This window comes from Pseudomonas sp. SCA2728.1_7, from assembly GCF_018138145.1.
In the GTDB taxonomy this organism is placed as follows: domain Bacteria; phylum Pseudomonadota; class Gammaproteobacteria; order Pseudomonadales; family Pseudomonadaceae; genus Aquipseudomonas; species Aquipseudomonas koreensis_A.
Map to the genome: position 1 here is coordinate 6,621,197 of NZ_CP073104.1, position 20,573 is coordinate 6,641,769.

General features: G+C 59.9%; 24 protein-coding genes. 13 read left to right on the forward strand and 11 right to left on the reverse strand.

All coding sequences use genetic code 11. The features are described from left to right. Window positions 1–64: 64 nt before the first annotated feature. The 3 genes from ggt to KBP52_RS29610 all read left to right on the forward strand — a co-directional run bounded on the left by ggt (window position 65) and on the right by KBP52_RS29610 (window position 3,610). Window positions 65–1,792, forward strand: a complete 1,728-nt coding sequence (gene ggt / locus KBP52_RS29600; protein ID WP_150750772.1) for a gamma-glutamyltransferase — start codon at window positions 65–67, stop codon at window positions 1,790–1,792. 66 nt (window positions 1,793–1,858) lie between these two features. After that, entirely contained in the window at window positions 1,859–2,392 is a 534-nt protein-coding gene (locus KBP52_RS29605) for a cysteine hydrolase family protein (protein ID WP_212621561.1), read from the forward strand. A gap of 198 nt (window positions 2,393–2,590) precedes the next feature. Further along, on the forward strand, window positions 2,591–3,610 hold the full coding sequence (locus tag KBP52_RS29610) for a lysozyme inhibitor LprI family protein (protein ID WP_212621562.1): 1,020 nt from the start codon (window positions 2,591–2,593) through the stop codon (window positions 3,608–3,610). Window positions 3,611–3,658: 48 nt separating this feature from the next. Here the strand turns inward: KBP52_RS29610 and KBP52_RS29615 are convergent, their stop codons facing one another. Further along, the gene (locus KBP52_RS29615; protein WP_212621563.1) at window positions 3,659–4,303 is read right to left on the reverse strand and encodes a TetR/AcrR family transcriptional regulator; all 645 of its coding nucleotides are present in this window, start codon (window positions 4,301–4,303) and stop codon (window positions 3,659–3,661) included. A 143-nt stretch (window positions 4,304–4,446) separates the two neighbouring features. Between KBP52_RS29615 and KBP52_RS29620 the strand changes: the two genes are divergently transcribed. Then, on the forward strand, window positions 4,447–4,905 hold the full coding sequence (locus tag KBP52_RS29620) for a GNAT family N-acetyltransferase (RefSeq protein WP_212621564.1): 459 nt from the start codon (window positions 4,447–4,449) through the stop codon (window positions 4,903–4,905). 128 nt (window positions 4,906–5,033) lie between these two features. Continuing rightward, on the forward strand, window positions 5,034–5,669 hold the full coding sequence (locus KBP52_RS29625) for a hypothetical protein (RefSeq protein WP_123594203.1): 636 nt from the start codon (window positions 5,034–5,036) through the stop codon (window positions 5,667–5,669). A 41-nt stretch (window positions 5,670–5,710) separates the two neighbouring features. Here KBP52_RS29625 and KBP52_RS29630 read toward each other — a convergent pair whose 3' ends face one another. Further along, the gene (locus tag KBP52_RS29630) at window positions 5,711–6,256 is read right to left on the reverse strand and encodes a hypothetical protein (RefSeq protein ID WP_077573571.1); all 546 of its coding nucleotides are present in this window, start codon (window positions 6,254–6,256) and stop codon (window positions 5,711–5,713) included. Between the two features lie 53 nt (window positions 6,257–6,309). Beyond that, entirely contained in the window at window positions 6,310–6,627 is a 318-nt protein-coding gene (locus KBP52_RS29635) for a hypothetical protein (protein WP_212621565.1), read from the reverse strand. A 157-nt stretch (window positions 6,628–6,784) separates the two neighbouring features. Between KBP52_RS29635 and KBP52_RS29640 the strand changes: the two genes are divergently transcribed. Beyond that, entirely contained in the window at window positions 6,785–8,230 is a 1,446-nt protein-coding gene (locus KBP52_RS29640) for a SulP family inorganic anion transporter (protein WP_212621566.1), read from the forward strand. 483 nt (window positions 8,231–8,713) lie between these two features. Here the strand turns inward: KBP52_RS29640 and KBP52_RS29645 are convergent, their stop codons facing one another. Then, a complete protein-coding gene (locus tag KBP52_RS29645) occupies window positions 8,714–9,226 on the reverse strand; it encodes a carboxymuconolactone decarboxylase family protein (RefSeq protein ID WP_212621567.1) in 513 nt (170 codons plus the stop codon). A 131-nt stretch (window positions 9,227–9,357) separates the two neighbouring features. Here KBP52_RS29645 and KBP52_RS29650 point away from each other — a divergent pair, with 131 nt between their 5' ends. Then, the gene (locus KBP52_RS29650) at window positions 9,358–10,173 is read left to right on the forward strand and encodes an AraC family transcriptional regulator (protein ID WP_212621568.1); all 816 of its coding nucleotides are present in this window, start codon (window positions 9,358–9,360) and stop codon (window positions 10,171–10,173) included. A 3-nt stretch (window positions 10,174–10,176) separates the two neighbouring features. Here the strand turns inward: KBP52_RS29650 and KBP52_RS29655 are convergent, their stop codons facing one another. After that, window positions 10,177–11,070: a DMT family transporter gene (locus tag KBP52_RS29655; protein WP_212621569.1), complete on the reverse strand. Its 894-nt coding sequence runs from the start codon at window positions 11,068–11,070 to the stop codon at window positions 10,177–10,179. Window positions 11,071–11,159: 89 nt separating this feature from the next. Between KBP52_RS29655 and KBP52_RS29660 the strand changes: the two genes are divergently transcribed. The 3 genes from KBP52_RS29660 to KBP52_RS29670 all read left to right on the forward strand — a co-directional run bounded on the left by KBP52_RS29660 (window position 11,160) and on the right by KBP52_RS29670 (window position 13,305). After that, window positions 11,160–12,491 carry a PLP-dependent aminotransferase family protein gene (locus KBP52_RS29660; RefSeq protein WP_212623177.1) on the forward strand — a complete coding sequence of 444 codons (1,332 nt, stop codon included), beginning with the start codon at window positions 11,160–11,162 and terminating at the stop codon, window positions 12,489–12,491. 52 nt (window positions 12,492–12,543) lie between these two features. Further along, a complete protein-coding gene (locus KBP52_RS29665; protein ID WP_077573564.1) occupies window positions 12,544–12,930 on the forward strand; it encodes a cytochrome c family protein in 387 nt (128 codons plus the stop codon). A gap of 81 nt (window positions 12,931–13,011) precedes the next feature. After that, entirely contained in the window at window positions 13,012–13,305 is a 294-nt protein-coding gene (locus KBP52_RS29670; protein WP_212621570.1) for a hypothetical protein, read from the forward strand. Here the strand turns inward: KBP52_RS29670 and KBP52_RS29675 are convergent, their stop codons facing one another. From KBP52_RS29675 to KBP52_RS29685, 3 genes are all read right to left on the reverse strand, one after another. Next, window positions 13,306–14,949, reverse strand: a complete 1,644-nt coding sequence (locus tag KBP52_RS29675) for a diguanylate cyclase (RefSeq protein ID WP_212621571.1) — start codon at window positions 14,947–14,949, stop codon at window positions 13,306–13,308. Window positions 14,950–15,097: 148 nt separating this feature from the next. Next, window positions 15,098–15,538: a phage infection protein gene (locus KBP52_RS29680; RefSeq protein ID WP_077573562.1), complete on the reverse strand. Its 441-nt coding sequence runs from the start codon at window positions 15,536–15,538 to the stop codon at window positions 15,098–15,100. Between the two features lie 163 nt (window positions 15,539–15,701). Beyond that, a complete protein-coding gene (locus tag KBP52_RS29685) occupies window positions 15,702–16,262 on the reverse strand; it encodes a chorismate mutase (protein WP_212621572.1) in 561 nt (186 codons plus the stop codon). Between the two features lie 200 nt (window positions 16,263–16,462). Between KBP52_RS29685 and KBP52_RS29690 the strand changes: the two genes are divergently transcribed. Together KBP52_RS29690 and KBP52_RS29695 are read left to right on the forward strand one after the other, a co-directional pair. Then, window positions 16,463–17,818, forward strand: a complete 1,356-nt coding sequence (locus KBP52_RS29690; RefSeq protein WP_212621573.1) for an MATE family efflux transporter — start codon at window positions 16,463–16,465, stop codon at window positions 17,816–17,818. Between the two features lie 74 nt (window positions 17,819–17,892). Next, on the forward strand, window positions 17,893–18,450 hold the full coding sequence (locus tag KBP52_RS29695) for a YceI family protein (protein ID WP_212621574.1): 558 nt from the start codon (window positions 17,893–17,895) through the stop codon (window positions 18,448–18,450). A gap of 15 nt (window positions 18,451–18,465) precedes the next feature. Here the strand turns inward: KBP52_RS29695 and KBP52_RS29700 are convergent, their stop codons facing one another. The 3 genes from KBP52_RS29700 to KBP52_RS29710 all read right to left on the reverse strand — a co-directional run bounded on the left by KBP52_RS29700 (window position 18,466) and on the right by KBP52_RS29710 (window position 19,711). After that, window positions 18,466–18,678, reverse strand: coding sequence for a YXWGXW repeat-containing protein (locus KBP52_RS29700; RefSeq protein ID WP_077573601.1), 213 nt, complete (start codon window positions 18,676–18,678; stop codon window positions 18,466–18,468). A gap of 42 nt (window positions 18,679–18,720) precedes the next feature. After that, window positions 18,721–19,044: a YXWGXW repeat-containing protein gene (locus KBP52_RS29705; RefSeq protein WP_212621575.1), complete on the reverse strand. Its 324-nt coding sequence runs from the start codon at window positions 19,042–19,044 to the stop codon at window positions 18,721–18,723. A gap of 181 nt (window positions 19,045–19,225) precedes the next feature. After that, window positions 19,226–19,711, reverse strand: a complete 486-nt coding sequence (locus KBP52_RS29710; protein WP_212621576.1) for a DUF3592 domain-containing protein — start codon at window positions 19,709–19,711, stop codon at window positions 19,226–19,228. 152 nt (window positions 19,712–19,863) lie between these two features. Between KBP52_RS29710 and KBP52_RS29715 the strand changes: the two genes are divergently transcribed. Further along, entirely contained in the window at window positions 19,864–20,550 is a 687-nt protein-coding gene (locus KBP52_RS29715) for a GNAT family N-acetyltransferase (RefSeq protein WP_212621577.1), read from the forward strand. Window positions 20,551–20,573: the final 23 nt, after the last annotated feature.

Below are 20,573 nucleotides of genomic sequence, written 5' to 3' on the forward strand. Positions count from 1 at the left end.
GTGCTCTTGCAGCGTTCCCCCTCTGTTTTGCACAGACCCTGAAAACAAAAAAAGAGATCGACTCATGAAGTACGAACCTTTGGCCAAATCGCTGATAGCGACCTCACTGGCACTCAGCTGTCTCATGGCTCACGCGGCGTCAGTCGCACCGGTTGCTGCCGAAAACGGCATGGTGGTCACCGCGCAACACCTGGCGACCCACGTGGGCGTCGACGTTCTGAAAAGTGGCGGCAATGCCGTCGATGCAGCGGTCGCTGTGGGGTACGCGCTGGCGGTGGTTTATCCCGCAGCCGGCAACCTCGGCGGTGGCGGCTTCATGACCATTCAATTGGCGGACGGGCGCAAGACCTTCCTCGACTTCCGCGAAAAAGCGCCGCTGGCGGCGACGGCCAACATGTACCTCGACAAGGAAGGCAACGTCATTCCCGACCTGAGCACCCGTGGGCATTTGGCGGTGGGCGTGCCGGGCACTGTCTCTGGCATGGAACTGGCGCTGAGCAAATACGGGACCAAACCGCGCAAGGAGATGATTGCCCCGGCGATCAAACTGGCGGAAGACGGTTTTGCGCTGGAGCAGGGTGATGTCGAGTTGCTGGAGTACGCCACCGATGTGTTCAAGAAAGACATGCGCGATTCAGGCTCGATCTTCCTGCACAACGGCGAGCCGATGCAGGTCGGGCAGAAACTGGTGCAGAAGGATCTCGGCAAGACCCTGCGGACGATTTCCGAAAAAGGCGCCGACGGCTTCTATAAAGGTTGGGTCGCCGATGCCATCGTCACCTCGAGTCAGGCCAACAAAGGCATCATCACCCAGGCCGACCTCGACAAATACAAGACCCGCGAACTGGCGCCGGTGGAATGTGACTACCGTGGTTATCATGTGGTCTCGGCGCCACCGCCAAGCTCCGGCGGGGTAGTGATCTGCCAGATCATGAACATCCTCGAAGGCTATCCGATGAAGGATCTGGGCTTCCATTCGGCTCAGGGTATGCACTATCAGATTGAAGCGATGCGCCACGCGTATGTTGATCGCAACAGCTACCTCGGCGATCCGGATTTCGTCAAAAACCCGATCGAGCACCTGCTGGACAAGAACTACGCGACCAAGCTGCGTGATGCCATCCAGCCGCAAAAGGCCGGTGTGTCGGCTGAGCTAAAACCTGGTGTGGCGCCCCATGAAGGCAGCAACACCACGCACTATTCGATCGTCGACAAGTGGGGCAACGCGGTGTCGGTCACCTACACCCTCAACGACTGGTTCGGCGCGGGCGTGATGGCGAGCAAGACCGGGGTGATCCTCAACGATGAAATGGACGACTTCACCTCCAAGGTCGGCGTGCCGAACATGTACGGTCTGGTGCAGGGCGAAGCCAATGCGATTGCGCCGGGCAAGGCACCGTTGTCGTCGATGAGCCCAACCATCGTCACCAAGGACGGCAAAGTGGTGATGGTGGTCGGCACGCCGGGTGGCAGCCGCATCATTACCGCGACCTTGCTGACCATGCTTAACGTCATCGATTACGGCATGGGCCTGCAGGAAGCGGTCGACGCACCACGCTTCCACCAGCAGTGGATGCCGGAGGAAACCAACCTCGAAGACTTCGCCGCCAGCCCCGACACGAAGAAGATTCTCGAGAGCTGGGGCCACAAGTTTGCCGGGCCGCAGGACGCTAACCACATCGCTGCGATTCTGGTCGGCGCACCGTCGCTGGGGGGTAAACCGGTCGGCAAAAACCGTTTCTACGGCGCCAATGATCCGCGCCGCAACACCGGCTTGTCACTGGGTTACTGAGGGGCGTAAAAAGGGGGCGGGCTCACGTCCGCCCCTGTCTCGAGGACTGATCAAGGAAGGCTCATCATGACCACCGCATTACTGATCATCGACGTCCAGCGCGCCCTCTGCTCGGGCGAATACCAGTGCCATGACATTCACCGGGTGATCGACACCATCAACGGTCTCAGCACCCGCGCCCGACAGGCAGGTGTGCCGGTGGTGCTGATTCAGCACGAAGAAAAGGACAGCCCGTTGGCCCAGGGTGCCGAAGGCTGGCAATTGGCCGAAGGGCTTGAGACATCGCCCAAAGACCTGCGCGTACGCAAAACCACCCCGGACTCGTTCTACCAGACTGACTTGCGCAAACTGCTGCCGAGCGAAGACTTCGAGCAACTGGTCATCTGCGGTCTGCAAACCGATTACTGCGTCAACGCCACCGTGCGCCAGGCCCATCAACTGGGTTATGACGTGGTGCTTGCCGCCGATGCGCATTCCACTGTCGACAATGGCAACATGAGTGCCGAAGACATCATCGCCGAGCACAACAAGGATCTGGCGCACCTGACTGGCTCCGTGGCGCGTATCGATGTCAAACCCGCAGCCGACATCACGTTCTGACAACCCACGCAAAACCCTGTGGGAGCGAGCCTGCTCGCGAAGGCAGTGTGTCAGTCGACATTGATCGTGGCTGATCCACCGCTTTCGCGAGCAGGCTCGCTCCCACAGTGATTGCTAAACCCTGATTGCGATGCACATCAGGGATTTCCGCTGGCTGCACTGGCATACTGCGCGCCGTCCGAAGAATGGAATCTCTCGATGTTCGCGATCTCCCTGCGTCATGCCTTGCTGCTGACCGCCCTTGCGTTTGCCTCTGTTACCCACGCCAGCAGTTTCGATTGCGCCAGCGCTGTCAGCAAAACTGAAAAAGCCATTTGCGCCGATCCGGATCTCTCGCGCCTCGACGAGCAACTCGCGGCGCGCTGGCGGTCGACCCTGGCCAAGGTTGACGATCCGAAAGCGCTTAAAGCGGATCAGCGAGGGTGGCTTAAGCAACGTAATCAATGTGACGATCTGGCGCCCTGTTTACACCGGCAGTACCTGATGCGTCTCACCGCTCTTGAATACATGGTCAAACCGTTTTCCTGGGACGCCACTTGGCAGCTCATTCCCTGGGGCGTTTCGGAAGGGGCAGAAATCACCACCAGGCGCCAGGATGCTTCTCACATCGCCTTCGACATTTCAGCAGCGAACGGCTCCCACTCGGGTGAACTGGAAGGCATCGCAACGATAGAGGGGACGCAGGCCCGTTACGAGCAGGGAGAGTGTGTTTTAACCTTCAAAGCCCTAAACGGGGTGATGGATGTGGCACAGGATGGCGCGGATTCCGATTGCGGCGCCGGAATGGGCGTTTACTACGGTGGACGGTATGTGGCATCGAGGCAAACAGTCCTGGTCGACTATGATTTGCTCACACTGGGTGTGGCACAAACCCAGCGGGAAAACGCAATGTTGCACACGCTGCTTAAGGGCGACTATCAGACGCTCCTGCAAAACTGCGGCTTGAAGATGGACGGTGAGTCCTCTGAAGACGTACCGAACAGTGAGGTCAGCAACTATTGGGTCCGGGGATTGCCGTCGAGCAACGCGGCGATTGTCATGCGTGCACCGAATGAGCAGTTCTGGATCATAGTCCTGGTGCCCCAGGCTGGGGGTAAAACCCTCGCGCGTTACTACACCAATGTTGCGCAATGGAAAGGGCGCATGCCGGACGTCCTGCAAGCCTGGTATGCAAGTAAAGGCGGGGAAGGCTATATGCCGCTGGATTTCGTGCCCTGACCCGCATCAATCCTGCTGGCGTCCGAGGGGCTGTGAAACCACAGCCCCTCAAGTCGCAAACAAAACCCCACGAATCTCACCCACCCGCGGCGCTACGACCACGCCCTCCAGCACCATCCGGGTAATCGTCTGCGCCGCCGTTTGATAATCCTCATCCTGCGGCACTTCGCGCCCCATGATCTGGCCCATCTGCCAGCCGATGTTGGTGTACGTGCGCGTCGCCGACCAGATGAACAGCATCAAATGCTCCGGATCTACCGGCGCGAGCAAACCGCGCTCGATCCAGCTGCGCAGGCATTCAACATTGCGCCGCGCTTCGGCCTGCAACAGATCGCGGCACTCATCCGGCAACTGGCGACCGCCCAGCAGCAACTCGCCACTGAACACCTTGGCAATCGCCGGATGCTCGCGGGCAATACGAACTCGCGCGGCCACGTAAGCGCGCAGCCCCGTCAGCGGATCATCGCTTTCACGCAGCACCGCCGAGGCTTCCAGCAACGGCTCGACAAACCCCAGCAGCACTTTGCTGTAGAGGTTTTCCTTGGTCTGGAAGTAGTAGTACAGATTGGCCTTGGGCACGCCGGCACGCGCCGCGATATCGCGGGTCTGGGTTGCGTCGAAGCCGTTGGCGGCAAACTCTTCGCTGGCGGCGGCGAGGATCAACTGCTCGTTGCGTACGCGGATGGCACTCATGGACACACAGGCTGGCTGGACGGCATGGAAAGATTCTGGCGATTTTGGTTTCGCAATATACAAAACTATATAGCGATGAGGCCAGCATACTCGAAGGGCAGCGCTATGCTGTTTCGATCATTGATTGGAAACGGAGCGGGCGTATGACTCTTCAGACAGTGCGCGCCGCCCCGACACATCTGGATGCGGTGGCGGCGTTGTTCGACGCTTATCGAGGTTTTTACCAGCAGCCGTCGAACCTTGTGCAATCGCGAGCCTTCATCGCTGAACGTATGGCTGCCAGCGAATCGGCGATTTTTCTTGCTCAGGATGAACACGGTGAAGCGCTGGGTTTCGTGCAGTTGTATCCGACGTTCTCGTCCATTGATGCGCACCGCACCTGGCTGCTCAGCGATCTGTTCACCGCGCCCGACGCCCGTGGGCGGGGCGTGGGTCGATTGCTGATGAACACTGCACGCGACTTCGCCTTGGCGACCGGCGCCAAAGGGCTGGTGCTGGAAACCGCCACCGACAACTTCACGGCGCAAGGCCTGTACGAGTCCCTCGGCTACATACGCGACAGCGGTTATTACACCTACATCCTCGACTTGCGGCAGGGCTGAGCAAGTTTTTTTGCCGATTTCCCCAATTCAGGCTTTCGCCCGAGCGCCGCTCTCTCTAGAATCCGCCCGGCCTTCGCAATGAAGGCGCAATGCCATCATCTGGTTATGTACACATAGGGACGGACATCATGCAATTCGGGAAAATTCTGGCGCTGGGGCTGGTACTTGCGCTGGGCGGTTGTGCCAGTTTCACCAAAGACGAAGTGGCGCCGGTGACCATGCCGTCGATGGCCAGCTATACCAACAAGCCAAACGTCTACGTCGATTTCGATTTCTACCAGGGTGAGCCGAAAAGTGGCTCCGCCGTGGAAGTGCCACAAGCCCGTGATCAACTGAAACCACAGCTGCAAAAAATCCTCACTGACTCGGGTCTGTTCGGCCGTGTCACCCTGGATGAATTCCAGAAGCAGCCGGGCGATTACAGCCTGCGTCTGAAAATGTACAACCATCCGCCGAATGCCGGTTCCATGGTACTGGCCTTCATCAGCGGCTTCAGCATGATGGTGATTCCAGCGTATGGTACCGATCAGTACACCTTGAGCCTGGAAGGCATGGATGGCCAGGGTCAGGCCCTGACCACCGCGAGCAACCACGATGCGGTCGGCACCTGGTTCGGCATCTGGTTTATCCCGCTGATGGCCAACACGCCTAAAGAAGCGGTGAATGACACCTTCACCCGTCAGGTCAATGCGCTGCTCAAGCAGATGGTTGATAGCAAGAACCTGAAGTACTCGGCACTCGAAACCGGTATTCCTCGGGCTTGATGCGAAACAAAAGAGCCGCGATTGCGGCTCTTTTTTTGCCCTTACTTCAGGGCCTGAATGAACTGTGGATCGCTGTACAGTTCTTTCAGCAAGTCACGCACCATCGGGTTGTAAGCGTTGACCGCGTTCGGGATGGCAATGAAGCCGAAGAAGCTGCTGCTCCACTGGCTGCTGACATTCTTGGTCGCGTCGTACACCACATCGTTGCCGTTGAGCAGGGTGAAACGTGCAGCAAGTTTGCCGTCGCCCGTGCCCATGCCGGCGGACAGTTCGTTGTTCACCACCAGCACTTTCAACTGACGCTGAGCCTGCGGATCAAGCAGGCCGGCCTTGCGCAGTTCTTCGGTGATCGCATCCTGAATGTGCGCCGGGATGCTGCCGGACGGCGAGCGAACCGGATTGGCACGCACCACCAGCGAACCTTCACCGGACTCGGCCGTAACTTGAGGATTGCTGATCGCATGTAACGGTGGGGTTTGCTTGAGCTTCTGCACGTTCTCGAAGCTTGGCTCGTAGCGGGTCATGGTCATGCCACAGCCTTGCAGCAGCACGGCCAGCATCGGGATCAACAACAGCGACTTCTTCACGGCAGTTCCTTGCGTGGGAATAGAGGAGGGCGCGAATTATGGGCAGAGTGCCATCATTGAGCAACCTTGTTCGTTTGGCCTTTTAGCAATTGCTCGATCTGCGCCAACTCCCACGTACTGAGCAGGCTCACCGGGTCGGTGCCAAAGCGCTGCCAACGCTCTAGAGAGCCTTCTTGTCCATCTCCGCTGCGGGCGGATTCACAGTGATGTAATCGCCCCTCGGCAAAATCCAACAGCAGACGCCAGCCGTCGATATCGACTGTGACCAGTCCGGTCTCGGCAGGCGCTTCGCAGACTTTGAACGCGAGCACACCGAGCGCCGCTTCACGCAAACGCTGGCACACTTCGCGGGACGTCAGAAATGCAGACATGTCGAACTCGATGAACAGAGGAGCGCGCCAGCATAAAGCCCGAACCCACAAGTGTCAGCGTTCACTGGCCCGATCCGCGACAATTCCGTAACATCCGCAACCCTCTTTTTCCCGAACACCTGCAGCCGCGCTCGACGGCCGCTCAATCAGGTAAGCCATGAAACCGATTCGTCTGCGCGCCGATGTCCTGGCCGGACTCACCACCTCGTTTGCCCTGTTGCCCGAATGCATTGCGTTCGCGCTGGTGGCGCACCTCAATCCGCTGATGGGCCTGTACGGCGCGTTCATCATTTGTACGCTGACGGCGTTGTTCGGCGGGCGGCCGGGCATGGTCTCCGGCGCGGCGGGTTCGATGGCCGTGGTCATCGTCGCGCTGGTGGTGCAACACGGCGTGCAGTATTTGCTGGCGACGGTGTTGCTTGGCGGTTTGATCATGATGGCGTTCGGGCTGCTGCGCCTGGGCAAACTGGTGCGCATGGTGCCGCATCCGGTGATGCTCGGTTTCGTCAACGGCCTGGCGATCATCATTGCTTTGGCGCAACTGGAGCACTTCAAGAGCGGTGAAGACTGGCTCAGCGGCACGCCGTTGTACCTGATGACCGGCCTGGTGCTGCTGACCATGGCCATCGTCTATATTCTGCCGCGTCTGACAAAAACGGTGCCGCCAGCACTGGTGGCGATCCTCGGCGTCGGCCTGCTGGTCTACCTGTTCGGCCTGCCGACCCGCACCCTCGGCGACATGGCGCACATTGCCGGTGGCTTGCCGACCTTCGCCTTGCCGGATATTCCGTGGAATCTTGAAACCCTGCGCATCATTGCGCCTTACGCGATTTTGATGGCGCTGGTCGGTTTGCTGGAAACCCTGCTGACGTTGAACCTCACCGATGAAATCACCGAAACCCGTGGCTATCCGGATCGTGAGTGCGTGGCGCTCGGTGCGGCGAATATGGTCTCGGGTGCGTTCGGCGGTATGGGTGGGTGCGCGATGATCGGCCAGACCGTGATCAACCTCAGTTCCGGTGGGCGCGGGCGTTTGTCAGGCGTGGTCGCGGGGGTGCTGATTCTGTTGTTCATTCTGTTTCTGTCGCCGTTGATCGAGCGTATTCCGCTGGCGGCGCTGGTGGGTGTGATGTTTGTGGTGTCGCAGCAGACTTTTGCCTGGGCGTCGTTGCGGGTGGTGAACAAAGTGCCGCTCAACGATGTGCTGGTGATCATCGCTGTGACCACTATCACCGTGTTTACTGATCTGGCCACTGCGGTGCTGTGCGGCATCATTATCGCCGCGCTTAACTTTGCCTGGCAGCAGGCTCGCGAGTTGTACGCCGATGAGCATCTGGAGGCTGACGGCACCAAGCTTTATCGTTTGCATGGCACGTTGTTTTTTGCCTCGACTGCGCCGTTTCTCAATCAGTTCGATCCGGCTAATGATCCGGCTCGGGTGACTTTGGATTGTCGGCATTTGAGTTTTGTCGATTATTCGGCGATTGCGGCGTTGAAGACTTTGCGCGAGCGTTATGCCAAGGCGGGGAAGCATTTGCAGGTGTTTCATTTGTCTGAGCGGTGCAAGAAATTGCTGAAGCGGGCGGGTGAGGAGCATCACTGATTATCTGGCTTACTGGGTACATATCCGTTGCTGCGGGTGTTGCTGATTAGGGTTCCGCCCTTACGGCGGGTCACTTTTTCCAGACGCCGAAAAAGTAACCAAAAAGGCTTGCTCCTGCGTGCGGCCCGCTCGCTGGGGCTCGGGGTTCCTTCGCTGCGGGATCGATCCGGGCGCAGCGCCTACGGTTTGCTTCGCTGCACCTCCTCTCGCTGTGTTTGGCTTCGCCAAACGGTCGCTGCGCTCCCACCCCCGGATCAATCCCTCCACTCAGCCTTCCGACGTCGCCCGTGGATCAAGATCAAGAGCTGCAGCCGAGCTAACGCTCATCCTGTTGAGTGGGGCGGCTTTGCCGCTTGGGTTGTACGCACGTTAAAACTGTGGGAGCGAGCCTGCTCGCGATGGCGGTATGTCACTCAAAGATGCTTTGAATGACATACCGCTATCGCGAGCAGGTCAGCTCCAACAGGTTTTGCGTGGCCGGATTCAGATGGCGGGGAAGTCAATATCGGTCAGCGCCGCGTTGTTCAGGTAGTTGGTCAGGCTCTGCACTGCCACCAGTGCGATCACTTCGATGATCTTCACGTCGTCGATGCCGGCAGCCCGGGCGGCGGCGATCTGTTCGTCACTCAAATGGCCGCGACTTTCGGTCAACTGACGGGCGAGGGTGGCGTAGGCGTTGAGTTCGCCTTGGCGGGCGGCGACGATGTCTTGCGCCGAGAGCCCGGCCTTGCCGGCAAACAAGGTGTGTGCGGCCAGGCAGTAGTCGCAACCGTTGACCTGTGAGGTGGCGAGGTACACGGCTTCTTTTTCCTGGGCGCTCAGCGAGGTTTTGCCGAGGATCGCCGAGGCTTGCACGTAGGTTTCGAGGGCCACTGGTGCTTTGGCCAGGGTGGTGAAGACGTTGGGCAGGAAACCGATTTTCTTTTTCACGCCTTCCAGCACAGGGCGGCTGGCGTCGGTGGCGGTTTCGAGGCTGATAGCGTGGATGCGGCTCATGGTGATGCTCCGAGAGTCCGGTGCGAAGTGCGCCGGGGATGGAGGTCATGTTATTGAGCGAAGCTGGTGGATTGGCGGCAAATCGTCGAGGATATGCGGCAGATCGTCCAGATATGCTCTTGGAGTCGTCCATGGATCGCCTTTCAACATTGCTCAGCCATTTCGGCGTGACTGCCGGCACTTTTCACAGCGGCACGTTCTGCGGCGTCGCGGTTCATGAAAATGAACAGGTCGGCCATGTGCATTTGTTGCAGGCAGGCGAGTTGCTGCTCAAGCCGGGCAGCGAGCGTGAAATTCGCCTGAGCGAACCGTCGCTGATTTTCTTCCCCCGACCTTTTGCCCATCGCATGTTCGCTGACGAGGCGATGGACACCCAAGTGGTTTGCGCAACGCTGACGTTTGACGGCGGTTCCGGTAATGCGCTGGCGGCGGCACTGCCGGATTATCTGGTGCTGAAACTGACGGACATCCCGGAACTGGGCAATACCGTGGAGTGGCTGTTCAAGGAAGCGTTCGAAGGGCATTGCGGGCGCGTGGCGGTGATGGATCGACTGTTCGAACTGCTGGTGATTCTGTTGCTGCGGCACTTGATCAGCAGTCGCGAACAACAACCGGGGATGATCGCCGGGCTGGCCGATCCACGTCTTTCACGCGCCTTGAACTCGATGCACGAGCAACCGCAAAAACCCTGGAGCGTGGCGGATCTGGCCTCGGTCGCCAATTTATCCCGTGCCGGGTTTGCCGAGCAGTTTCGCCGCGTTGTCGGGCAGACCCCGGCCGATTATCTGCTGAGCTGGCGGGTCAGTCTGGCGCAGAAACGCCTGCGCGAAGGCAAACCGATTGCGCTGATTGCCGAAGAGGTCGGTTACGAAAGTCCGTCGGCGCTGGCGCGGGCGTTTCGGCGCAAGACCGGGCTCAGCCCTCGGGAGTGGAAGGCGGGCGCCTGAGGCTCATTTGGCGAATTTCTTCGCCCCGGCCACGCACAGGATCACGCCCAGCGTCACGGCGAGCATGCCGAGGCTGACGTGTTCATGTAGCAGGGTCGCCGCCAACGCCAGACCGAAAAACGGCTGCAGTAATTGCAACTGACCCACCGCCGCAATCCCGCCCTGAGCCAGGCCGCGATACCAGAACACAAACCCGATCAGCATGCTGAACAGCGACACATAGCCCAGACACAACCATGCCGACAGACTGACCGTGCTGAACGAGGCGGGCGCCCGCCACAGACTCAACACTGCCATCACTGGTAGCGACAGCACCAGCGCCCAGCAAATCACCTGCCAGCCGCCGAGGGTGCGTGACAACTTCGCGCCTTCGGCATAACCGAGCCCGCAGGCGAGAATGGCGGCGAGCATCAGCAGGTCACCGGTGGGCGAGGCAGTCAGCCCTTGTGCCAGCGCGAAGCCCACCACCAGTGCGCTACCCAGTACGGAGAAAATCCAGAACACCGGTCGCGGCCGCTCCCCGCCGCGCAGCACGGCAAAAATCGCCGTCGCCAATGGCAGCAATCCGACAAACACAATCGAATGCGCCGACGTCACGTGTTGCAGCGCCAGTGCAGTCAGCAGTGGGAAACCGAGCACTACGCCCAGCGCGACAATCAACAGTGACAAGCACTGATCGCGCGCCGGACGCCGTTCGCGAAACAGCCACAGCAGGGCCACCGCCACGACCCCGGCGATGGCGGCGCGGACCACGGTGAGAAACACCGGATCGAACTCCAGCACCGCCAGACGCGTGGCCGGCAGTGAACCGCTGAAGATCACTACGCCGATAAAACCGTTGATCCAGCCGCTGGTTTTTTCCATTGCCGGGGTGCTCAGGTTCGAAGTCTGTTCCATGCCAGATCACGCTCAGGAGTGGGTTGCGTTGCGGCCATGCTAGAGCCGAGAATCAGCACAATCAAAGAATTGTCATGGATACATCCGGCATGCCACGTTCGCGCTACAAGACACTCGTTGATGCCTATGCGGCAGACATTCGCTCGGGCCAGTTGCCGCCGGGTACGCGGTTGCCGACGCACCGGCAACTGGCCGCTCAGGAAGGGCTGGCGCTGGTCACGGCTTCGCGGGTGTATGCGGAGCTGGAGGCCATGGGCCTGGTCAGCGGCGAGACCGGTCGCGGCACCTTTGCGCGCGAAACCTCATTGTCGTCGGGGCAGGGCATCGATCAGAAAGACGTGGCGGTCGGCATGATCGACCTCAATTTCAATTACCCGTCATTGCCCGGGCAGGCCGACCTTTTGCGCACTGCGCTGCGCCAATTAGCGTTGTCCGGCGACCTGGAAGCGTTGCTGCGTTATCAACCGCATGCCGGTCGTGCCCACGAGCGTGCGTCGGTTGCCCGGCATTTGCTGACGCGCGGGGTGACGGTCGAGGCCGAGCAAGTGCTGATCGTCAATGGCGCCCAGCAAGGCCTCGCCGTCACGTTGATGACATTGCTCAAACCCGGCGATGTGATTGCCGCCGACGCGCTGACTTATTCCGGGTTCAAGGTCTTGGCCGAGGCGCTGCATCTGGAAGTCGTGGCGATCCCGTTCAGCGATCAGGGGCCGGATCTCGCGGCGCTGGACACACTCTGTCGCAGCCGCTCGGTGCGCGCCGTGTACAGCATGCCGACGTTGCACAATCCGTTGGGTTGGGTGATGCCGTTGGCGCAACGCGAGCAGTTGGTGGCAATTGCCCGTCGACATGATCTGACCCTCATCGAAGACGCGGCCTACGCGTTTCTGGTAGAAAACCCACCCCGCGCGTTAATCGATCTGGCGCCGGAGCGCACGGTGTACGTCTCGGGCCTGTCGAAAAACATCGCCACCGGCCTGCGCGTCGGTTTCATTGCCGCCCCGCCAGAAACGGTACCGGCACTGGAACGCATCATCCGCGCCACCACCTGGAACACCCCCGGCATCATGAGCGCCATCGCTTGCGGTTGGCTCGACGACGGCACGGTGACGCTGCTTGAAGAACAGAAGCGCAACGACGCCAAAGCGCGGCAAGCGTTGGCGGCCAAAGTGCTGAAAGGGTTGCCGAGCATTGGCCATCCGGCGTCGTATTTCCTCTGGCTGCCGCTGCCGGAAGATGTGCGCGCCGATCAGATTGTCGTCGAGTTGATGCACGAGCAGATTTCCGTCACCACGGCGGAGCCGTTTTCGGTGTCGGGTCATGCGCCGCATGCGATTCGTCTGGCGCTGGGTTCGGTAGAGATGGATGTGTTGCGCCAGGCATTGATCAAAATCAGCAGGATCATTGGCGCTTACCTGTAAAAACAAAATGTTACCCTTGCGCCGCCCGATGCAGACCGATCCGGAACCCGCGATGAAAAACACCGCTGCACTGTCACTCGCCCTGATGCTGGCCACAAGCCTGTTCAGTACGCTCTCCCACGCCGCAGGCGACCCCGAAGCCGGTGCGAAAATCTTCCCGCGTCTGTGTGGCGGCTGCCATCAGGTTGGCGAATCGGCCCGTCCCGGATTCGGTCCGCAACTCAACGGCATCATCGGCCGGCCTGCCGGGACATCCGCGAACTATGTGTATTCCGATGCGATGAAGAACTCGGGCGTGACCTGGGATCGTGAAACGCTGATCGCTTATCTGAAGGATCCGAAAGGCGTCGTACCCGGTACGCGGATGATTTTCTGGGGCCTGAGTGACGAAGAAAAACTCGACAACCTGTTGGCTTATCTTCAGACCTTCTCGCAATAACGGCAGGAGCTGCCGAAGTCCCTGATTGAAAATGACATGAAAAAGCTCTTCGGCGTTGTTGCTACTTTCAAGGAACCCACCATGAAATTTTTGCTATTGGTAACACCGCTGTTGCTTGCCACAGGACTGGCCCACGCGGGCATCCCCATGTTCAACGCCACGTGCCCGGGCAAGATCGAAGTGCACGCCGATCAAGGCGGGCCGATCTACATCAATGGCAAGGAAGGCAAGTTGAAGAAATTCAATGAGAACTACTTCGAGGCCAAAGGCGCGGGCGTGACCATCTCTCTGAGCACCAATCCCGACGGATCGCCTGCGGTGTCGTACACCGGGAAGAACAGGGCCAACGGGATTTGTGAAGTGAAAAGCGACTGATCAAGCGACCTGATTGCGGCCCGCTGCCTTGGCTTGATAGAGCTGCTGATCGGCGCGTTTGATCAGTGCACTGTGGTTGTTATCGGCCGGGTCTGCCAGGCCGACACCGATGCTCACCGTCACATTCCCGACCGCAGGGAAATCGGCCTCGGCAACCGCCGCGCGAATTTTCTCGGCGACCACTTCCGGGGTGTCGGGTTGGACGATTTCCGGCAACAGCACGGCGAACTCTTCGCCGCCATAACGGGCGACGAAATCGGTGGTGCGCAGGCTGCTCTGAATCAACTGTGCCAACTGCTGCAGCACTTCATCCCCCACCGCGTGACCGTGGGTGTCATTGATTCGTTTGAAGTGATCAGCATCGATCAGTAGCAGGGAAAACGGGCGTCCGGTGCGGCGGAACAGCAGTGTGTATTCGGTGAGTTTCTCGTCGAAACGGCGACGGTTGTAAACGCCGGTCAAACTGTCGTGGGTCGCCAGACTCAGCAATTCGGCATTGGCCTGCGTCAGCGCAGCGGTGCGTTGCGCGACGGTTGCTTCCAGCGAGGCATTGGCCTCTTGCAGTTCGCGCTCTTTGCCGAGCAGTGATTGCGTCATCGCATCAATGGACTGGCCCAACTGGGCAATTTCTCGCACCGGGTGTTGCAGCGGAAATTGCGCGCCGGGTTCCTTGTTCTGCACCTGTCGGGCCGAACGGGCGAGCTGTTCGATTGGTCGGCTCAGATACAGCGCCAAATAGTAGGCGACGAGGCCGAACAGCACCGCTGCGACCACACCCAGTAGCAGCAATTTGTACATCAGCAGACGCGCCGGTTGCAGTGCGGTTTCCAATGGCTGGCGCACGGCGATCGACCACGACAGCGCCGTGCTCGACGGCGTTGGTACGGTGACCATGCTGGTGAGAAAACCGTTGCCCGCCGTCCACCCCTGTAACTTCGAATCCATCGCCGCCAGTTGCTGGCCCGCCAGCGCTTCCGGATAGAGAATCTTGCCATCGTGATCGATGATCAACGCCTCGATATCCGGCGTTGAATTTTTATGTGAAAACGCCGCCGACTCGACAATGCGTGTCACCCAACTCCAATGTGCGTGTGCGCCCAGCACGCCAATCACCTGGCCGTCGGCATTACGGATCGGCGCGGCGAAATCGATGAAGCGCAGCGGTTCGCCGTTCGGCAGCCCCGGCAGCATTTTCGCCAGCAGCACCGCCTCATGGGGATCGCCGGTGTACTCCCCGCGTAACCCGGCCTGGAACCATGGCCGTTGTTGCACCGATTGGCCGACCAGCAAGCCGTTCACCGCCTGATGCACTTTGCCCTCGGCATCGGTGACGCCCATCCACGCATACTCGGCGCGGGCCTGGGTGCGCAGTTGCATCGATTTCAGAATCGCCGGGTTATCCAGATCGCCACGCTCCAGATGCGGCGCGCGGCTGAGCAGATACACCTCCAACTGGCGTTCGCGCAGTTGTTCACCCAACAACGATGCGGCCGAACGCGCGGTGTTGAGCAAGGCATTGCCGCTGGCCTGCTTCATCTGTTCCGTGGCGATGTGGCCGACATAGAAGCCCACGCTGAGCAGCGTCAGCAGGGACAAACCGGCAAACCAAAGGGTGAGGTGGCTACGCAGACTGGCTTTGAGCATGGGCGGGCGAGGTCTGTTTTGGAGTTGTGGCCGCATGGTATGCGCAACGGGTGGTGGGTGACCAGTCGGGGAATGGATGGTTGCGGGCAGGAAAAAGCCCGGCTGATCAGGCCGGGCTTTTTCTTGGGGTTGCGATGAAGCCAGAGGTTTAGGCAACGCGGCGTTCGATCAGACGATCGGAGCCACCTTCGGCAACACGACGTTCGATCAGACGATCGGAACCACCTTCGGCAACGCGGCGTTCGATCAGGCGATCGGAACCACCTTCGGCAACGCGGCGTTCGATCAGGCGATCGGAACCGCCTTCGGCAACGCGGCGTTCGATCAGACGATCGGAGCCACCTTCGGCAACACGGCGTTCGATCAGACGATCGGAACCACCTTCGGCAACGCGGCGTTCGAGCAGACGATCAGCGCCACCTTCGGCAACACGGCGTTCGAGCAGACGATCAGAACCGCCCTCAGCAACACGACTTTCAATCAACTTGTCCGAGCCGCCTTCAGCGACCTGGGTATGTGCCGGGGTAGCGGCAAAAGCGTTAATGGCGAAAACCGAAAAAGCGATGCTGAGAAGGGTTTGGCGTTTCATGATCGTGTGCTCCAAGGGGTAGTTGTTTGTCTGGAGCCGATGTTACGCCGTGGATTTTTTATGAGAACTTCATTGCCGTGATGGTAAACATCGACCGCAATGATGGTTCAAAAATCCCTTGTAGGAGCTGCCGCAGGCTGCGATCTTTTGATCTGGCCGTTTCTCAGGACTTCGCCGCCCGAACACACAGTTCACCGGTCGCCCGTGTCAGGGCCAGCTCATGCAACGCATCGCGGGTCAGGCCACTGCGCGCCTTGGCCAGCCACAGCGGGCAATTCGCGTCATGGCGATACGGCGCAAAATCAGCGTATTGCTGCAACAGCCGGGTTTGCAGTTCATCCAGACGCGGGCGGATCTGTTTACCGAGGTCGGGGCGCGGCGTGTCCGGCGCGGCACCGGCCGCCTGCCATTGCGAAAGCAAACCGTACTGCACCAGTTTGTTCGCCTCCATTTGCGCAGCAATCAGTTGCGCCACCTCTTCAGGGTCGAGCTGGCGCTCGGCGGCCAGCGTACGGGCATTGGCGATGACCTGCGCCTCACGCGGGCTGTCCTGAATCGGCTTGCCACTGTCCCACTTGGTCAGCGCGACGAGGTCGCCGATGTTCAGACGTTCGTTGAGTGTTTCCAGTAAAGGCTTCAAGCTGTCGGCGGGTACGGCGGCGTGAGCGCTGGTGCCGAGCAGGGCAAGTAGGCTGGCGGTCAACAGATTGGCAAAGTGCGGCATGAGCAGAGCCTCGATGAGAACAATGGAAGTGGGCAGTTGTTTACCACAGCGCTGAACCGACACCTACAGATCCGCGCCAATTACACAGACCTGACCACCGGTAATAAACATCGATTTGAAATGTTAATTGCGCCCCGCGTACAACTCGCCGAAGCTATCCTCAATCAGCCCTCCCGCCGTTCGAGATGGACCTCTATTCAATGCAAGTCGCCGCCCAACGCCCACTCTGGCACACCTACCTGCTGTTCCTCGCGCCGATGGTGCTGTCGAACTTTCTGCAATCGATGTCGGGCACGGTCAACAGCATCTACATCGGCCAGATGCTCGGCACCCAGGCGCTGGCGGCGGTGTCGGGGATGTTTCCCATCGTGTTCTTCTTTATCGCGTTGGTGATCGGCCTTGGCGCGGGCGCCGGGGTGTTGATCGGTCAAGCCTGGGGCGCGCGCGAACCGCACATGGTCAAGGCGATTGCCGGGGCGACGCTGTTGCTTGGCGTATTGATCGGCCTGGTGGCCGCGATATTGGGCAGCGTGTTTGCGCGACAGGCATTGGCGGGGCTGGGGACGCCGGCGGATGTGCTCGACGATGCAGTGGCGTATGCCCATGTGATGATGTGGATCTTGCCGTCGCTGCTGGTGTTTGTGTTGTTCACGCAACTGTTGCGCGGGGTCAGCGATACGCTGTCGCCGTTGCTGGCGCTGATGGTCTCGACCTGTGTCGGGCTGGCCCTGACCCCGGCGCTGATTCGCGGCTGGTTCGGCTTGCCGCAGTTGGGTATTCAAAGTGCGGCGTACGCGGGGTTGGCCGGCAACCTGGCGGCAATGGCGTGGCTAGCGTGGCGCCTGATTCGCAAGGGCCATCCGCTGGCGCCGGATCGCGAGTTCTTTGCTGCGCTGCGCCTTGACGGGGCGATTCTCGGCAAGGTGTTACGCATCGGTCTGCCGACCGGCGTACAGATGATTGTGCTGTCGCTGTCGGAGCTGGTGATTCTGGCGCTGGTCAACCAGCACGGCTCGCAAGCGACGGCGGCCTATGGCGCGGTAACGCAAATCGTCAACTATGTGCAGTTCCCGGCGTTGTCGATTGCGATCACTGCTTCGATTCTTGGCGCACAGGCCATTGGCGCCGGGCGGCTGGAACGCATGGGGCCGATTCTGCGCACCGGGCTGCTGATCAACGTGTGCCTGACCGGCGGTTTGATTGTGCTCGGTTACCTGTTGTCGCACTGGCTGCTGGGGCTGTTCCTGACCGACGATTCGACCCGGGCGATGGCTGAGCATCTGCTGCACATCATGTTGTGGAGCCTGTTGGTGTTCGGCTTCCAGGCAATCATTGGCGGGATCATGCGCGCCAGTGGCACGGTGTTGGTGCCGGTGGTGATTGCGATCATTTGCGTGGTCGGCGTGCAACTGCCAGCGGCTTACTGGCTGGATGGAAAGTACGGTTTACAGGGTGTATGGATGGCGTTTCCGGTGGCGTATCTGGGCATGCTGGTGTTGCAGACCTTGTATTACAAACTGGTCTGGCAGCATCAGAAGATCGAGCGTCTGGTGTAGGCGCTGGCGTAACGCTCGGATGTTTGCTTAAGTCAATCGAGGCCCTCGACGGCTGGCCCCGCCCGGAGAATCCCATGTCGATCCGATTGCTGCTGGCTGCCGCGTGTTCACTGTGCGTCATCTCTGCCGCTCAGGCTGTCGAATACACGCGGGTCAACACCACCGCCAGCCAGATCAGTTTTACCTACAACCAGATGGGCTCGCCGATGTACGGCACCTTCGGCAAGTTCGAAGCGACGCTGGCCTTTGATACCGATAACCTCGCGAACGCCCACGCCACGTTGCACATCGATCTCGACAGCATCGATGCCGGCAGCGAAGACGCCAACATCGAACTGGTGAAACCGGCGTGGTTCGACACCGAAAAATTTCCCGTGGCGGTGTTTGAGTCACGGCGTTTCACCCAAGTGGCCGAGCGTCGCTATCTGATCGACGGACAACTCACCCTCAAGGGCATTACCCGCGAAGTGCAGGTACCGGTGGAACTGAAGCCGGGCAGCGACATCGGCATTTTCGACGGTGACCTGGTGCTCAAGCGCGACGAGTTCGGCCTCGGCGCGGGGGAGTGGGCAGACACCGTGGTGTCCAAGGACATCGCCATCAAATTCAAAGTGGTGGCGCCACAGCAGTGACGCCCGCCGTTGCGATCAATACGCCCGCCAGTGCCCCGGCACCCAGCGCCATTGATTGCCGCCCCAGCGATAGTGCCCGGCGACCCAGTGATAACCCGGTGCCGGCATCACCGGAACGACTTCGACCAGCGGCGGTGGCCGGTGCGGACGGGCCGGCTCGACGACACAACCGGACAGCGTAATGGCCACCAGCGTGGCTGCCAGCAGTGCTTTAACGATTTTCGACATGGTGGGGTTCCCCCAAGAAGTGATGGTCAGGCTGTCGCGCATTCATCGCACCCAATGCCCTTCGACCCAGAACCAGTTAGGTCCGCGCGCCTGCCAGTGCCCGGGTTTCCAGCGCGCGCCGTACCTCACCGGTTGCCAGTGGCCGGGCATCCACACATAACCGCGTCCTTGCCAGCGCCAATGACCTTGATCCCAGACATAACCGGGACGCGCACCGGGCATCACTTCCATGCGCATCGGCGGTGGCGCTTGCTGGACGATCACCACCGGTTGCGCAAACACCGGGGCGTTGCTCAGCGCGGCCAGCGTCAACGGCACCAGCAGCAGGGTTTTTCGCCATTTGGACAGGGAACGCAAAACGCTCATGACAACTCCTCAAGGCCTGCGTCGAAAAGTGAACGCAGCTGCAGAATTGGATGCCTGAATTGCGAAAGATCCCGTCTGAGGCGGATGAAATTTTTTTCAGGGAGGGCGATGCGAGAACGTCAGGATGGCGCCGCAGCAAGACGCCCGGCGCGCGTGATGGTTGTTGCCTGTGAGGCCGGACTCAATAAAACCGGTCCTGTTCTTTCATCGCCTGAATCTGCCAGAACGTCCTGCCGGAGATCAGCAGAAACAGCAGTGCGAGCAACACACCGCCGGTCATGATGTAGAAGCTCGTACGGTAACCCTGCAACTGGCTGGCGATACAGCTTTTATCCGGCATCCACGGCGACACCAGCAGGGTGATGGGGCCATCGACTTCATACTGGGTATGCTCGACGTAGCGTTCGTCGGCGTGTTGCCCTTCATGGGTCTGGCCTTGGGCATCGGCGTATTGATAGTGAATGACCTTGCCATTGGCGTTCATTGGAATCTTTTCCAGTGCCGTGACGCTGCCGCGGGTTTCCACACCGTTGAAACTCAGCGCCCCATAAAGCATGCCCGACTTGTGCGCCATTGCAGCGAGCAGCAAAACCACGCAGCAAGCAACGGTCAGCATGACGATACGGTTGTAAAGGTGATCCTTGGCAGCTTCGCGCGGGTAGTACATGGCCGATCCCTGGTGGTGACTTTTTGTAGGAGACCGTTACATCGGCGCTCGGAACAGGAACTTTAGACGTCCGCCGGGTCGGTCACGGTATGATGTCGCGGTTCGTCGACCGCTGCGGTTGTCGGCAACGCTTTTTACCGTCGGAGTTCGTCATGCCACGCATCACCCACTACAAAACCCCATGCCCCGAAGACGTCAACAGCCAGATTCTGCAACTGGTCGTCGACTACCTGACCGACATCAGCGCGGTCGGTCTTGGCCCGAGCAACCTGCTGTACAACGTCTATCAGTACGCGGTCGGCTATGAGGTGCATCTGTATCTGGAGGCGTTGAATGGCGAGAAGGGCACCGACGTCGAGTTGCTGGTCGCCACCGACGACGATGATCCGGAGCAAGTAATCGGTTTTCTGTTGTACCTGCCGGTGCAGGGCGATTGGGAGGCGTGCAGCGTGGCTTATATGGCCGTGCGCGAAGGGCATCGGCGTCAGGGTGTGGCGCGGGCAATGATCGGCGAAATGGTCGGGCGTTATCCTCATGCCGAACTGGCCTGCACCGTGGGGAAAGTCCCGTACTTCGAAGCCTTGGGTTTTGAAGTGATCGGTTCACGGGAAACGCAGGTGTTGATGAGCACCCGGCATTACCGCAGCAACGGCCTGCGCGGATTTATCGACACCACACCGATCTACCGGTCGCTGGAAGTGCAGCAGATTCACACCTATCTGCTGCAGAAAAATGGCAAACGGGCGATGCTCGACGCCGAGAAACAGCGCGATCGACACCTCGATCAGACCACCCGTCACACCGAAGAATTTGTCCGCCAGCGCCTGACCGTGCACTGATCTCACATCGCTGAAAAAGCCCT